General features: G+C 74.5%; 15 protein-coding genes. 14 read left to right on the plus strand and 1 reads right to left on the minus strand.

Annotation, left to right across the window (positions count from 1 at the left end):
• Positions 1-68: 68 nt before the first annotated feature.
• From rpsP to whiG, 13 genes are all read left to right on the plus strand, one after another.
• Positions 69-491 carry a 30S ribosomal protein S16 gene (gene rpsP, locus AB5970_RS12290; RefSeq protein ID WP_370504230.1) on the plus strand — a complete coding sequence of 141 codons (423 nt, stop codon included), beginning with the start codon at positions 69-71 and terminating at the stop codon, positions 489-491.
• Positions 491-730 carry an RNA-binding protein gene (locus AB5970_RS12295; protein ID WP_055922281.1) on the plus strand — a complete coding sequence of 80 codons (240 nt, stop codon included), beginning with the start codon at positions 491-493 and terminating at the stop codon, positions 728-730. The genes rpsP and AB5970_RS12295 overlap by 1 nt, the downstream gene beginning before the upstream one ends.
• Before the next feature lie 77 nt (positions 731-807).
• Positions 808-1,368: a ribosome maturation factor RimM gene (gene rimM / locus AB5970_RS12300; RefSeq protein WP_370504231.1), complete on the plus strand. Its 561-nt coding sequence runs from the start codon at positions 808-810 to the stop codon at positions 1,366-1,368.
• Position 1,369: 1 nt separating this feature from the next.
• A complete protein-coding gene (gene trmD / locus AB5970_RS12305; protein WP_370504232.1) occupies positions 1,370-2,140 on the plus strand; it encodes a tRNA (guanosine(37)-N1)-methyltransferase TrmD in 771 nt (256 codons plus the stop codon).
• Positions 2,141-2,376: 236 nt separating this feature from the next.
• Complete coding sequence (gene rplS / locus AB5970_RS12310; RefSeq protein WP_370504233.1) at positions 2,377-2,745, plus strand: 50S ribosomal protein L19; 369 nt, start codon at positions 2,377-2,379, stop codon at positions 2,743-2,745.
• A gap of 199 nt (positions 2,746-2,944) precedes the next feature.
• Positions 2,945-3,814, plus strand: coding sequence for a signal peptidase I (lepB, locus tag AB5970_RS12315; protein ID WP_370504234.1), 870 nt, complete (start codon positions 2,945-2,947; stop codon positions 3,812-3,814).
• The gene (locus tag AB5970_RS12320) at positions 3,811-4,593 is read left to right on the plus strand and encodes a ribonuclease HII (protein WP_370504235.1); all 783 of its coding nucleotides are present in this window, start codon (positions 3,811-3,813) and stop codon (positions 4,591-4,593) included. Before lepB ends, AB5970_RS12320 begins: the two co-directional genes overlap by 4 nt.
• A gap of 58 nt (positions 4,594-4,651) precedes the next feature.
• Positions 4,652-4,975, plus strand: a complete 324-nt coding sequence (locus AB5970_RS12325) for a DUF2469 domain-containing protein (protein ID WP_055922267.1) — start codon at positions 4,652-4,654, stop codon at positions 4,973-4,975.
• Positions 4,976-5,215: 240 nt separating this feature from the next.
• Complete coding sequence (locus AB5970_RS12330) at positions 5,216-5,572, plus strand: YraN family protein (RefSeq protein ID WP_370504236.1); 357 nt, start codon at positions 5,216-5,218, stop codon at positions 5,570-5,572.
• Entirely contained in the window at positions 5,573-7,096 is a 1,524-nt protein-coding gene (locus AB5970_RS12335; protein ID WP_370504237.1) for a YifB family Mg chelatase-like AAA ATPase, read from the plus strand.
• On the plus strand, positions 7,093-8,304 hold the full coding sequence (gene dprA, locus AB5970_RS12340; RefSeq protein WP_370504238.1) for a DNA-processing protein DprA: 1,212 nt from the start codon (positions 7,093-7,095) through the stop codon (positions 8,302-8,304). Before AB5970_RS12335 ends, dprA begins: the two co-directional genes overlap by 4 nt.
• Positions 8,305-8,502: 198 nt before the next feature.
• A complete protein-coding gene (locus tag AB5970_RS12345; RefSeq protein WP_370504239.1) occupies positions 8,503-9,435 on the plus strand; it encodes a tyrosine recombinase XerC in 933 nt (310 codons plus the stop codon).
• 20 nt (positions 9,436-9,455) lie between these two features.
• Positions 9,456-10,394 carry an RNA polymerase sigma factor WhiG gene (gene whiG, locus AB5970_RS12350; RefSeq protein WP_370504240.1) on the plus strand — a complete coding sequence of 313 codons (939 nt, stop codon included), beginning with the start codon at positions 9,456-9,458 and terminating at the stop codon, positions 10,392-10,394.
• On the opposite strand, the gene AB5970_RS12355 is transcribed toward whiG, so the two are convergent.
• Positions 10,312-11,220 carry a peptidoglycan DD-metalloendopeptidase family protein gene (locus AB5970_RS12355; RefSeq protein WP_370504241.1) on the minus strand — a complete coding sequence of 303 codons (909 nt, stop codon included), beginning with the start codon at positions 11,218-11,220 and terminating at the stop codon, positions 10,312-10,314. The genes whiG and AB5970_RS12355 overlap by 83 nt on opposite strands.
• A gap of 393 nt (positions 11,221-11,613) precedes the next feature.
• Here AB5970_RS12355 and rpsB point away from each other — a divergent pair, with 393 nt between their 5' ends.
• Entirely contained in the window at positions 11,614-12,654 is a 1,041-nt protein-coding gene (gene rpsB, locus AB5970_RS12360) for a 30S ribosomal protein S2 (protein ID WP_370504242.1), read from the plus strand.
• The last annotated feature ends 226 nt before the right edge of the window (positions 12,655-12,880 follow it).

Below are 12,880 nucleotides of genomic sequence, written 5' to 3' on the forward strand. Positions count from 1 at the left end.
CCGGCGCGCCCACCCCACGGGCAATGCGCGGGCAGGTCACCCAGCAGACCTCAGGAGAAGACCACACCGTGGCCACCAAGATTCGTCTCAAGCGTTTCGGCAAGATCCGTCAGCCGTACTACCGCGTCGTCGTCGCCGACTCGCGCACCAAGCGCGACGGCCGCGTGATCGAGGAGATCGGCAAGTACCACCCCACCGAGGAGCCGTCGCTCATCGAGATCTCCTCGGAGCGCGCGCAGTACTGGCTCGGCGTCGGCGCGCAGCCGACCGAGCAGGTCCAGGTGCTCCTCAAGATCACCGGTGACTGGCAGAAGTTCAAGGGCCTGCCCGGCACCGAGGGCACCCTGCGCACCAAGGCCGACAAGGTCGACCCGAAGGCCGCGATCGACAAGGTCGCCCTGGATGCCGAGAAGGCCAAGGCCAAGGCGTCCGAGAAGAAGGCCGCCGCTGTCGAGGCTCCGGCCGAGACGGTCGAGGACGAGCAGGCCTGATGCTCGCCGACGCTCTCGAGCACCTGGTGCGTGGCATCGTCGACCACCCGGACGACGTCCGCGTGAACGCGTCGACGCTGCGCCGTGGGGACCTGCTCGAGGTGCGCGTGCACCCCGACGACCTCGGCCGGGTCATCGGCCGCGGTGGTCGCACGGCTCGTGCGCTGCGCACCGTGGTCGGCGCGCTCTCGACGGACGGCGCGGTCCGCGTCGACGTCGTGGACGTCGACCGGCGCTGACTGATCGCCGAAGGCCCGGTCCCCTAACCTGGGGACCGGGCCTTCGCCATGAACGCCCACCGATCGTGAGGACTCCCATGCAGCTGACCGTCGCGCGGATCGGCCGTGCCCACGGCCTGCGCGGAGAGGTCGCCCTCGACCTGCGCACCGACACCCCCGAGGACCGGTTCGGCGACGGCGCCGTGCTGGCGACCGAGCCCGCCGCGCGCGGCCCGTTGACCGTGGTGAGCACGCGGGTCCAGCAGGGCCGCTGGTACGTCACGTTCGCGCAGATCACCGACCGGACCACCGCCGAGGCGATGCGCGGAACCGAGCTGGTCGTGGACGAGGACGCCTCCGACGAGGACGACGCCTGGTACCCGCACGAGCTCGCCGGGCTGCGCGCGGAGCACGTGGACGGTCGCGTGCTCGGCGAGATCATCGGCCTCGAGCACCTGCCGGCCCACGACATGCTCGTGCTGCGCGAGCCCGACGGCGCCCGCACGCTGGTGCCGTTCGTCCGGGCGATCGTGCCCGTGGTGGACGTCCCTGGCGGGCGCGTGGTGCTCGACCCGCCCGGCGGTCTGCTGGCGTCGGACGCCGCCAACCTGGTGGTGTCCGAGGAGACGGTCATGCCCCGGGACGCAGGCGGCGACTGACGTGCGCATCGACGTCGTCTCGATCTTCCCCGAGTACCTGGCGCCGCTCGAGCTCTCGCTCGTCGGCAAGGCCCGTGCCGGCGGCCTGCTGGACCTGCGCGTGCACGACCTGCGCGACTGGACCACCGACCGCCACCGGACCGTCGACGACACCCCCTTCGGCGGCGGTGCCGGCATGGTCATGCGGCCCGACGTGTGGGGGACCGCGCTGGACGAGCTGCTCGACGCCGACGCGCACCTGCTGGTGCCGACGCCGTCGGGGGAGCCGTTCACGCAGCGGACGGCGGAGGCGCTGGCGGGCGAGAGCCACCTGGTGCTGGCGTGCGGCCGGTACGAGGGGATCGATGCCCGGGTGGCGGAGCACTACCGGTCGCGCGGGCGGGTCACGGAGTTCTCGCTCGGCGACTACGTGCTCAACGGGGGAGAGGTCGCCGCGCTCGTCGTGGTCGAGGCCGTCGCGCGCCTGCTGCCGGGCGTCGTCGGCAACCCGGAGTCGCTGGTCGAGGAGTCGCACGGGGCCGCCGGCCTGCTCGAGTACCCCGTCTACACCAAGCCCCCCGCGTGGGCCGGCCTCGAGGTGCCCGAGGTGCTCCTGTCCGGGCACCACGCGCGGATCGCTCGCTGGCGGCGCGACACCGCCCTGGAGCGGACGGCGGCGCGGCGGCCCGACCTGATCGCGGCGTTGCCCGTCGGGGAGCTGGACGCGCACGACCTGGCGCTGCTCGCCTCGCTCGGGTGGCAACCGACGGACGGGCGTCTCGCGCCGGCCTGAAGGGGCGGTGACGTTCGGCACCCGATTTACCGCGGGTGCTGCCCGTGTGGCAGACTTGCCCGTTGGTGCGCGCAGGTCGCGTCTCTGCCACAGGGGAGACGACTCACGACCACCCGGGTACGACCCCGGACGCACCGGACCATCAGACCAAGGACGCCGGTCCTGCCCTGCACAGGGTGGCCGTGACGCCCTCGACGACGTTCCTGACCTGTGGCAGGGCGGGGAAGTGACATCACATGCACACGCTCGACAGTGTCGATGCAGCATCGCTGCGCTCCGACATCCCGGACTTCCGCGCCGGTGACACCCTGAAGGTCAACGTCAAGGTCGTCGAGGGCAACCGCTCCCGCATCCAGGCGTTCCAGGGTGTCGTCATCGCCCGCCAGGGCGACGGCGTCCGCGAGACGTTCACCGTCCGCAAGGTCAGCTTCCAGGTCGGTGTCGAGCGCACGTTCCCCGTGCACTCCCCGAGCCTCGAGTCGATCGAGGTCGTGACGCGCGGTGACGTGCGCCGCGCGAAGCTGTACTACCTGCGCAAGCTCCGCGGCAAGAAGGCCAAGATCAAGGAGAAGCGCGAGTTCGCTCCCGCCGCGAAGAAGGCCTGAGCCTCCTCGCACGCGACGTCCCGACGGGCGGTCACCGATCCGGTGGCCGCCCGTCGGCGTCCCCGGGAGGTGCTTGCCCTGGTCACGGCGCACGTCGGTCCCGGGACCGAGTCACGACGGGGGTGACGGGGGACACAGCTGCCGATCTCGGCGGGTGGTCGTGTGCGCGTCAGGGCCTCCCGCGTGCGAGAGTGTGCGGGTGATCGACCGACCTGCCCGAGACCTCGACGAGGACTCGTCGCCCACGTCGTGGCCGGGCCAGGCGTCCTCCAGCGGCCCCTTCCCGCCGCGTGAGACCGCGCCGCAGGGCCCCCAGCTGCCCGATCTGACGGGTGGCGGCGACGGCTCGTCCGCGACCCCTGAGCACACCCGACGGCATGCGGCCGCCCGCCGCCCGAGCGGCGCCGGCTCGTTGCTGCGCGAGACCGTCATCATCCTGGTCAGCGCGATCGTGCTCTCCCTGCTGGTCAAGACGTTCCTCGTGCAGGCGTTCTTCATCCCCAGCCAGTCGATGCACGACACGCTCATCGAGCACGACCGCATCCTGGTCAGCAAGCTCACGCCCGGCCCGTTCGACCTGCGCCGGGGCGACATCGTCGTGTTCAAGGACCCGGGGGGCTGGCTGCCGGCCGACGTCGCGCCCGACCCCGGGCCGGTGCGCGGCGCGATCAACGACGCGCTGACCTTCATCGGGCTCTACCCGGCCGACGCCAACGAGCACCTGGTCAAGCGCCTCATCGGCCTGCCCGGCGACCACGTGGCGTGCGCGGGCGCGGGCGAGCCGATCACGGTCAACGGGGTGCCGCTCGACGAGCCGTACCTCGCGGCGGGCGTGCTGCCCAGCGACATCGCGTTCGACGTCACCGTGCCGCCCAACAGCATCTGGGTCATGGGCGACAACCGCTCGCACTCCTCGGACTCCCGCTACAACCAGGGCAAGCCCGGGGGTGGTTCGGTTCCCATCCAGAACGTGGTCGGCATGGCCTTCGTGACGGTGTGGCCCCTGGAGCGCGTGGGGCTGCTGCACAACCCGACCAGCACGTTCGCGGACGTGCCCGACCAGCCGTGACCACCGCGGTCACCGTGACCCGGCGCCCGGCGCCGGTGCGGTCGGCTCCCCACCTGCGGCACGAGCGCGTGCTGCTGCGGGACGGCGCCCGGCTGCTGGCCGGGATGGACGAGGTCGGCCGCGGCTCGCTCGCCGGGCCCGTGAGCGTCGGCGTGGTCGTCGTGGACGCAACCACGCGGTCCGCCCCCAAGGGCGTCGCCGACTCCAAGCTGCTCGCCCCCGCCGCCCGGACCCGCCTGCTCCCGGCCCTGAACCGGTGGGGCGTCGCCCGCGCGGTCGGCCACGCGAGCGCCGACGAGATCGACGCGATCGGCATCATCGCGGCCCTCCGGCTTGCGGGCACCCGCGCGCTGACCACGATCGCCGCGACCGTCGGCCCCGTGGACGTCGTGCTCCTCGACGGCTCGCACGACTGGCTCACGCGCCCCGCGCAGGGCGACCTGTTCGCGCTCGACGACGAGCCGGACGTGCCCGCGCCGCGCGTGCACGTCAAGGTCAAGGCCGACCGGACGTGCGCCTCGGTGGCGGCTGCGAGCGTGCTGGCCAAGTGCGAGCGCGACGCCATGATGGTCGGGCTGGCGGCGGAGCACCCGGCCTACCGGTGGGACGAGAACAAGGGCTACGCGTCCCCCGAGCACATGGCGGCGCTGCGGGAGCTGGGCCCGTGCGTGCTCCACCGGCGCTCGTGGCGGCTGCCCGGCGTGGGCGGTCTTGACGACGACGGCGAGCCGGACCTGGCGCTCCTCGAGGACGCGGCTCTCGACGACGAGGTCGTGTGATCGACCGGCCGCGTGGCGTCGCGCGGCCCGGACCGCACGCATGGGGGATGATGTCCCGGTGAGCGCGGAGGACCTGGAGAACTACGAGACCGACATGGAGCTCGCGCTGTACCGCGAGTACCGCGACGTCGTGGGGCTCTTCTCCTACGTCGTGGAGACCGAGCGGCGGTTCTACCTGGCGAACCAGGTCGACCTGCAGGTGCGCTCGGCGGCGGGTGAGGTCTACTTCGAGCTGACGCTCGCCGACGCCTGGGTCTGGGACGTGTACCGCTCCGCGCGGTTCGTGAAGTCGGTGCGGGTCGTGACGTTCAAGGACGTCAACGTCGAGGAGCTGGCCAAGGCCGAGCTCGACCTCGGGGGCAGCGCGGGCTTCGCCCGCTGATACTCGCGCGAGCCGACCATGGTCGGTTCTCCGGCCGCCTGGTGCGACTGTCGAGACGGCGCGGTCTCTTGGTGCTCGTGCGCCGGCCCTGCCACCTCGCACGGTGGGGGAGAGGCGCGTGCCGGTCGAGGGCGCCGAGCCGCCCACAGCCCCGTCTCCGAATCGCGCGCCCCACGGATCGCCGACGACACCCCGGCCACCCGCTCGCCACCTGGCAGCGTCCTGCGCGGAGGTGGTCCGGTGCGCGCGAAGGACGCAGTGGGACGGTACGGCGAGGACGTGGCCGCGGCGCACGTGCGTGGTCGTGGGTGGGAGGTGCTCGACCGCAACTGGCGGACCCGGGACGGTGAGCTCGACCTGGTCGCCCTCGACGGGGACGAGCTCGTGGTCGTGGAGGTCAAGACCCGCCGGTCGGTCGCGTTCGGTCATCCGGCCGAGGCGGTCACGCGGCGCAAGCTGGCCCGGGTGCGACGGCTCGCTGCGCAGTGGCTGGCCGCGCACGACGTGCACCCACGGTCGGTGCGGGTCGACGTCATCGCCGTGCTGCTGCCCCCGCGCGGCGCGGCCGAGGTCGACCACCTCGTGGGGGTGGTCTGAGTGGTGCTCGGCCGCACGCTCGGCGTCGCGCTGGTGGGACTGACGGGCCACGTGGTCGAGGTCGAGGCGCATCTCGCGCCCTCGTTGCCGGCGTTCACGCTCGTAGGGCTCCCCGACGCCTCGCTGGCCGAGTCGCGGGACCGCGTGCGTGCCGCGGTGACATCCTCAGGACTGCCGTGGCCCAACCGTCGGATCACCGTCAACCTCTCGCCGGCCACGCTGCCGAAGTCCGGGTCGGGCTTCGACCTCGCCATCGCGGTGGCCACGCTGGCCGGAGCGGAGGCGATCGACCCGGCCGCGACGCGGGACGTCGTGCACCTGGGGGAGCTCGGGCTGGACGGTCGGCTCCGGCCCGTGCGCGGCGTGCTGCCGGCGGTCGCCGCGGCGGTGGCTGCCGGCCGGAGCCGGGTGGTGGTCGCGGAGGCGAACGCCGCCGAGGCGCGGCTCGTCCCGGGGGCGCAGGTCGTGGGCGCCACGAGCCTCGCGCAGGTGGCCGCCGGCTACGGGGCGAGCCTGGATGTGCCGCCCGTCCCGCCGGTGGCCACCGACCCGGTCGCGGGGCGCGCCGTCGTGGCGGCACTGGATCTCGCCGACGTCGTGGGCCAGACGGAGGCGCGCGCGTGCCTGGAGGTCGCGGCGGCGGGTGGGCACCACCTGCTCATGGTGGGTCCGCCGGGCACGGGCAAGACGATGCTCGCGGCGCGCCTGCCCGGGCTGCTGCCGGACCTCTCGGAGGCGGACGCGGTCGAGGTGACCGCGGTGCACTCGGTCGCGGGCGCGTTCGACCCCGGGGGCGGGCTGCTGCGCAGGCCGCCGTTCGAGGACCCGCACCACACGGCGACGCCCGCGAGCGTCGTGGGTGGCGGCTCGGGGATGCCGCGGCCGGGTGCAGCCTCGCGCGCGCACCGCGGGGTCCTCTTCCTCGACGAGGCCCCCGAGTTCTCGACCGCGGTCCTGCAGACGCTCCGGCAGCCGCTCGAGCACGGCGAGCTCGTGCTGCACCGCGCCGCCGGCACCGCCCGCTACCCCGCGCGGTTCCAGCTGGTGCTCGCGGCCAACCCCTGTCCTTGCGGGCAGGCGGTCGGCAAGGGCCTGTCGTGCACGTGCCGCGCCGAGCAGCGACGTCGGTACTTCGGCAAGCTCTCCGGGCCGCTGCTGGACCGCGTGGACCTCCAGGTCGAGCTGAGCCCGTCGCGCGCGGGCGCGGCGGCAGGGGAGTCGAGCGCGACGGTCGCGGCGCGGGTGGCCGCGGCCCGGGTCGCGCAGGTGCAGCGCCTGGCGGGCACGCCCTGGCGCACCAACGGGGACGTGCCGGGCGGGTGGCTGCGGGACCGCCTGGGCCCGGACCGCTCGCTGGTCGCCGACCTCGACCGGGCGCTCGACCGGGGCACGCTGAGCCTGCGGGGCGTGGACCGGGTGCTCCGGGTCGCGTGGACGCTCGCGGATCTCGCCGGACGGTCCGCGCCCGGCCGGGCAGACGTCGGGCAGGCCCTGCTGCTGCGCACGCGCGGGCACGGCGCGTGAGCGGCATCGGGCCGGACGTGCTCGCGCGCGCCACGTGGAGCGGCCTGGTGGAACCCGGGGACGCGGTCGCTGGGGCCCTCGTGGGCCTGCTGGGCGCCCCGGAGGCGCTCGCGTGGCTCCGCGCCGCGGTCGAGGCCGGGGACGGCCTGGATCTCGGTCCGCTCGAGGACGGTCGCGGACCGCTCGGCCCGGCGCAGGTCGCGGCGATCGGACGGGCGGTGGCTCGGTGGTCGGTCCGGCTGCCCGACTGCGACCCGCAGCGCGACCTCGACCGGCTCGACCGGATCGGTGGCGCGGTCCTGGTCCCGGGCGATCCGCGGTGGCCCGCACCGCTCGACGACCTCGGCGTCGAGGCGCCGTTCTGCGTCTGGGTGCGGGGCGACCTCGACCTCGCGACCGCGTCGGCGCGGTCCGTCTCGATCGTCGGGTCCCGTGCGGCCACGTCGTACGGCGAGCGCGTCGCCTTCGACCTCGCCGACGGGATCACCGTGGCGGGTGGGTGTGTCGTCTCCGGTGGTGCGTACGGAATCGATGCGGCCGCGCACCGCGGGGCCGTTGCTCGCGGTGGTCCGACTCTGGTGTTTCTCGCGGGCGGCGTCGACCGCGCCTATCCCGCGGGGAATGCGCGCCTGCTCGAGTCGGTGGTCGCCGCCGGGGGAGCCCTGGCCTCCGAGGTCCCTCCGGCGAGCCTGCCCACCAAGAGCCGCTTCCTGCAGCGGAACAGGCTGATCGCCGCGGCCGGCCGGGCGACGGTCGTCGTCGAGGCGGCGTGGCGCTCGGGCGCGATGAGCACCGCACACCATGCGGCACGGCTCCTGCGCCCGGTGGGGGCGGTGCCCGGGCCGGTGACGTCGATGGCGTCCGCGGGCTGCCATCGACTGCTCCGGGAGGGGGTCGCCGTGTGCGTGACCGACGCGGCCGAGCTGCGCGAGCTCGCGGCGCTGACCAGCGAGGACCTCGCTGCGGCCGTCCGGGCCGAGCGCGCCGCGGACGCGCGGGCGGCGCACCCGCGCGACGGGCTCGACCCGCTCGCCGCGCGTGTGCTCGATGCGATGCCACGCCGCGTGCCCGCGGAGCTCGAGCGCGTCGCGAGCGTCGCGGGCGTCTCCGTGGCCGAGGCGCGGGGCTCGCTCGGCCTGCTCGAGCTGGACGGATGGGTCATCCGTCGCTCGGGCGGGTGGCTGGCTGTGAATCGGGCCACACCATGACGGCCGGGCGCTGTCCAGAAGGCGCGCCGAGAACCGTGTGAAGAGAGTGGGGGTGAGGTGATCGGCGGGTGAAAAAATCGCGCATCCGGGCATTTCTTGGCCCGCGAATCGGACATTGTGCCGGGATTCACCCAACGTTAGGCCGGGCAGGTGAAAGCCGTCCTTGTGACCGGCTGTGTTTCACGTCACCGTACTCACATGGACGTGGTCGGGATCACTGCAGAGGCGCCGAATCGTGCGCGCCTGCTGTCTGATTTCTCGGCCCACCTGAGCGCCCAGCGCGGATTGTCCGCCCACACGAACCGCGCCTACGTCGGGGATGTCGACCAGCTCCTCGGCTACGCGTCGCGGCACGGGCGCACCACGCTGGACGCCATCGACCTCGGCGTCCTGCGCGGCTGGCTGGCCTCGATGGCCACCACGCACCGCAGCCGTGCGACGCTCGCCCGGCGCGGCGCGGCCGTCCGGACGTTCTTCGCCTGGGCCGCCCGCACGCACCGTGTCCCGGTGGACCCGGCTCTGCGGCTCGCGACGGCTCGCACGGCGTCGCCGCTGCCGACGGTCCTCCGGGTGGAGCCGGTGACCCAGATGCTCGACCTGGCGCGCGACCGGGCCCTCGACGGAGACGCCGTCGCGCTGCGGGACTGGGCGCTGCTCGAGCTGCTCTACGCGACGGGTGTCCGGGTCGGTGAGGTGGTCGGCGCGGACCTGGGTGACCTGGACGTGCACGAGCGGACGCTGCGCGTGGTCGGCAAGGGCGATAAGGAGCGCGTCGTCCCGTTCGGCAAGCCCGCCGCGACGGCCCTGACCGCCTGGCTCGACCGCGGTCGTCCCCAGCTCGCCCAGCCTGCCTCGCCCGCGGCCCTGCTCCTCGGGCTCCGCGGCGGGCGCCTCGACCAGCGCCAGGCGCGCACGGTCGTCCACCAGGCCGCCGCCCTCGCGGGCGTCGACGACGTGGCGCCGCACGCGCTGCGCCACTCTGCCGCGACCCACCTTCTCGAGGGCGGGTCGGACCTGCGCAGCGTCCAGGAGCTCCTCGGGCACGCGAGCCTCGCCACGACGCAGCGCTACACCCACGTCTCCGCAGACCGGCTCCGGTCGGCGTTCCAGCAAGCTCACCCCCGCGCATGACGCACACGATGGAGTCGACGATGACGACGCAGCTGGACGCCGCCTTCCCGGTGCGCACGCGTAGGACGAGCACGGCCCCCGAGGGCGTCATCCCGCAGCCGTGGCCCGCCACGACCGAGCAGGTCGCGGCGCCGAACGTGCCGATCACGCGGGGCGTGCCGACGCCCCGCGTGCCGGTCGCGCCGAGCCGGTCCGTCGAGGAGATCGACGCCCTGTGGGAGGACTACAAGGCCACGCAGTCCCCCCGGGCGCGCGAGGGCCTGATCCTGCACTACGCCTCGCTGGTGTCGGCGGTCGCCGGCCGCGTCGGCATGCGTCTGCCCAGCACGGTCGAGCAGGCCGACCTGGTCTCGTACGGCATGTTCGGCCTCATCGACGCCATCGAGAAGTACCAGACCGACCGCTCGGTGAAGTTCGAGTCCTACGCCTCGTCCCGCATCCGCGGCGCGATCATCGACGAGCTGCGCGCGATGGACTGGGTCCCGCGCTCGGTCCGCACCAAGGCCCGCTCGGTCGACCGCGCCTACGCCGAGCTCGAGGCCAAGCTGCACCGCACCCCGACCGAGGACGAGGTGGCCCGCCACCTCGAGATGCCCGTCGAGGACCTGCGCGCCATCTACTCCCAGCTGTCGACCGTGAACGTGGCCGCGCTGGACGAGCTGCTCGGCGGCGGCGACGACCGTCCCGGTGGCGTCTCGCTCGTGGACACGCTCGGCGACGAGCGCACGCTCGACCCGGCCGGCTCGATCGAGGCCGCCGAGACGAAGTTCCTGCTCGCCCGTGCGATCGAGTGTCTGGGCGAGCGCGAGCGCATCGTCGTCGTCCTCTACTACTACGAGGGCATGACCCTGGCGGAGATCGGCCGCGTGCTCGGCGTCACCGAGTCGCGCATCTCGCAGATGCACACGGCCGCGATGGTCCGGCTGCGCACCCGCCTGCTCGAGGCCGAGCGCGTCTGACCGCCCCGATCGACGGGCCGGTCGACGCCGCGCCCGAGGAGAGCAGCACCACCGGCCCCGCGCCGGGGAGCAGCGCGAGCGGGTCCACGTAGTCGTCGCCCACCCGGACGCCCCAGTGCAGGCATGTTGCCGGTGCGCAGTGGGACCCCTCCGTGGTCAGGATGCCGAGCGCCTGTCCCGCGACGACCGCGTCCCCGACGCGGACGCCGGTCAGCACGGGCTCGAGGCTCGACCGGCGCCCGCTCGCGTCAGTGACCGTGACCACGCCCCGGCCGGCCACCGCGCCCGCGAACGTGACGACGCCGTCGACGGGGGAGAGGACGGACGCTGCGGCGACCGCGCGCAGGTCGACGCCCCGATGGCCCGCGGCCCACGGCCGCGGCGGCGGCTCGAACCCGCGGGCGACGTCCGCGAGTCCCGCGAGCGGGAGCCGGTACGTGCCCGGCTCCGGCGGCCCCGACGACTCCGCCGGTCCCGCCGAACCCGCCGAGGCGAGCACGGCGAGCACGAGCGCCACGAGCACGGCGACGACCCCGGACCCGACGGCCGTCCGGGCAGCGGCGGTGCGGGGCGGGCCGCCGGACCCGAGGCGGGAAGCGGTGTGCGCCGGGCCACCGGACCCGGGGCGGGAGACGGTGCGCGCCGGGCCGCCGGACCCGGGGCGGAAGGCGGTGCCGCCACTCCCCTCGACCACGAGGGGAGTGGCGGTGCCGGGCGGGCCGTCGGACTCGGGTCGGGATGCCGCGCGGCGCGAGCCGTCCGAGTGACGAGCTGCGGTCGGGCGCGGCGGGTCTGGGGTGCTGGCCGCGGCAGGGTCTCGGGTCATGAGGGCGATCGTCGAGGGCGGGGACGGCCCGACGCGGAGCGCGAGGCGATCCTGGGGACGAGGCCGCCGGCCGGCCGGGCTGTGGGCGGGTCGTGTGGTTCGGACCAGCCCCGGCGATCGGCTAAACTTCTGGTGCGACCGGTCCGTACCGGTCGACTTCGCGCGTCATCCACCCGCCCCGGGACCCGACGGCCATCGTGCCGACGAGGACCAGGACGGGGTCGATCTCCGCAGCGGTCCGTGCACCTGCCCACGTGGTTGGTGCCGGTGCGGGCGACGACATGGCGCCAGGGGCGCCGACCAGGTTGGTCGGAGCCGACAACCGAGATGCGGGCCCCGAGAAGGGTCCGCCTTGACGCGTGCACCCTGCGGTGCGCGCCGGAAGGACGTGCCATGGCCGTCGTGACCATGCGCCAGCTGCTCGAGAGCGGTGTCCACTTCGGGCACCAGACCCGGCGCTGGAACCCCAAGATGAAGCGCTTCATCTTCACCGAGCGCAACGGCATCTACATCGTCGACCTGCAGCAGTCGCTGTCGTACATCGACAACGCCTACGACTTCGTGAGCCAGACCGTCGCGCACGGCGGGACGATCCTGTTCGTCGGCACCAAGAAGCAGGCGCAGGAGCCGGTGGCCGAGCAGGCCGCCCGCGTCGGCATGCCGTACGTCAACCAGCGCTGGCTCGGTGGGATGCTCACCAACTTCAGCACGGTCCACAAGCGCCTGCAGCGCCTCAAGGAGCTCGAGCAGATCGACTTCGACGACGTGGCGAGCTCGCCGCTGACGAAGAAGGAGCTGCTCGTCCTGCGCCGCGAGAAGGACAAGCTCGCGAAGACGCTCGGCGGCATCCGTGACATGGCCAAGGTTCCCTCGGCCGTGTGGATCGTCGACACGAACAAGGAGCACCTCGCCGTCAACGAGGCGCGCAAGCTCGGCATCCCGGTCGTCGCGATCCTCGACACCAACTGCGACCCCGACGTCGTCGACTACCCGATCCCGGGCAACGACGACGCCATCCGCGCCGTGCAGCTGCTGACCCGCGTCATCGCGGACGCCGCCGCCGACGGTCTGCTCAAGCGTCACTCGGGTCGCACCGCGGCAGCCGAGGGCACCGAGGCCGACGCCGAGCCCCTGGCCGAGTGGGAGCGCGAGCTGCTCGCCGGCGCCGAGGCCGACCTGGCGGGTGCCGAGGTCTCCGCCGACGCGACCGAGGCCGTCGCCGAGGCGAAGACCGAGATCGCCGAGGAGGTCGTGGCCGAGGACGCCGCGACCGAGGCCGTGGCCGAGGAGGTCGTCGCCGAGGCTGTCGCCGAGGAGGTCGTGACCGAGGCTGTCGCCGAGGAGGTCGTCGCCGAGGCTGCCGCCGAGGAGGCTGCGCCCGAGGCCGCTGCCGACGAGACCGCCGCCGCCGAGGGCGACGCCGACTCCAAGTGACCCTGCCGGGGGGGGGGGGGGGGGGGGGGGGGGGGGGGGGGCGGCCGCCCGCCCCCCCCCCCCCCCCCCCCGCCCCCCCCGCCCCCCCCCCCCCCCCCCCCCCCCCCCCCCCCCCCCCCCCCCCCCCCCCCCCCCCCCCCCCCCCCCCCCCCCCCCCCCCCCCCCCCCCCCCCCCCCCCCCCCCCCCCCCCCCCCCCCCCCCCCCCCCCCCCCCCCCCCCCCCCCC

The sequence above is a fragment of the Cellulomonas sp. ICMP 17802 genome (genome assembly GCF_041295535.1).
Lineage (GTDB): Bacteria > Actinomycetota > Actinomycetes > Actinomycetales > Cellulomonadaceae > Cellulomonas.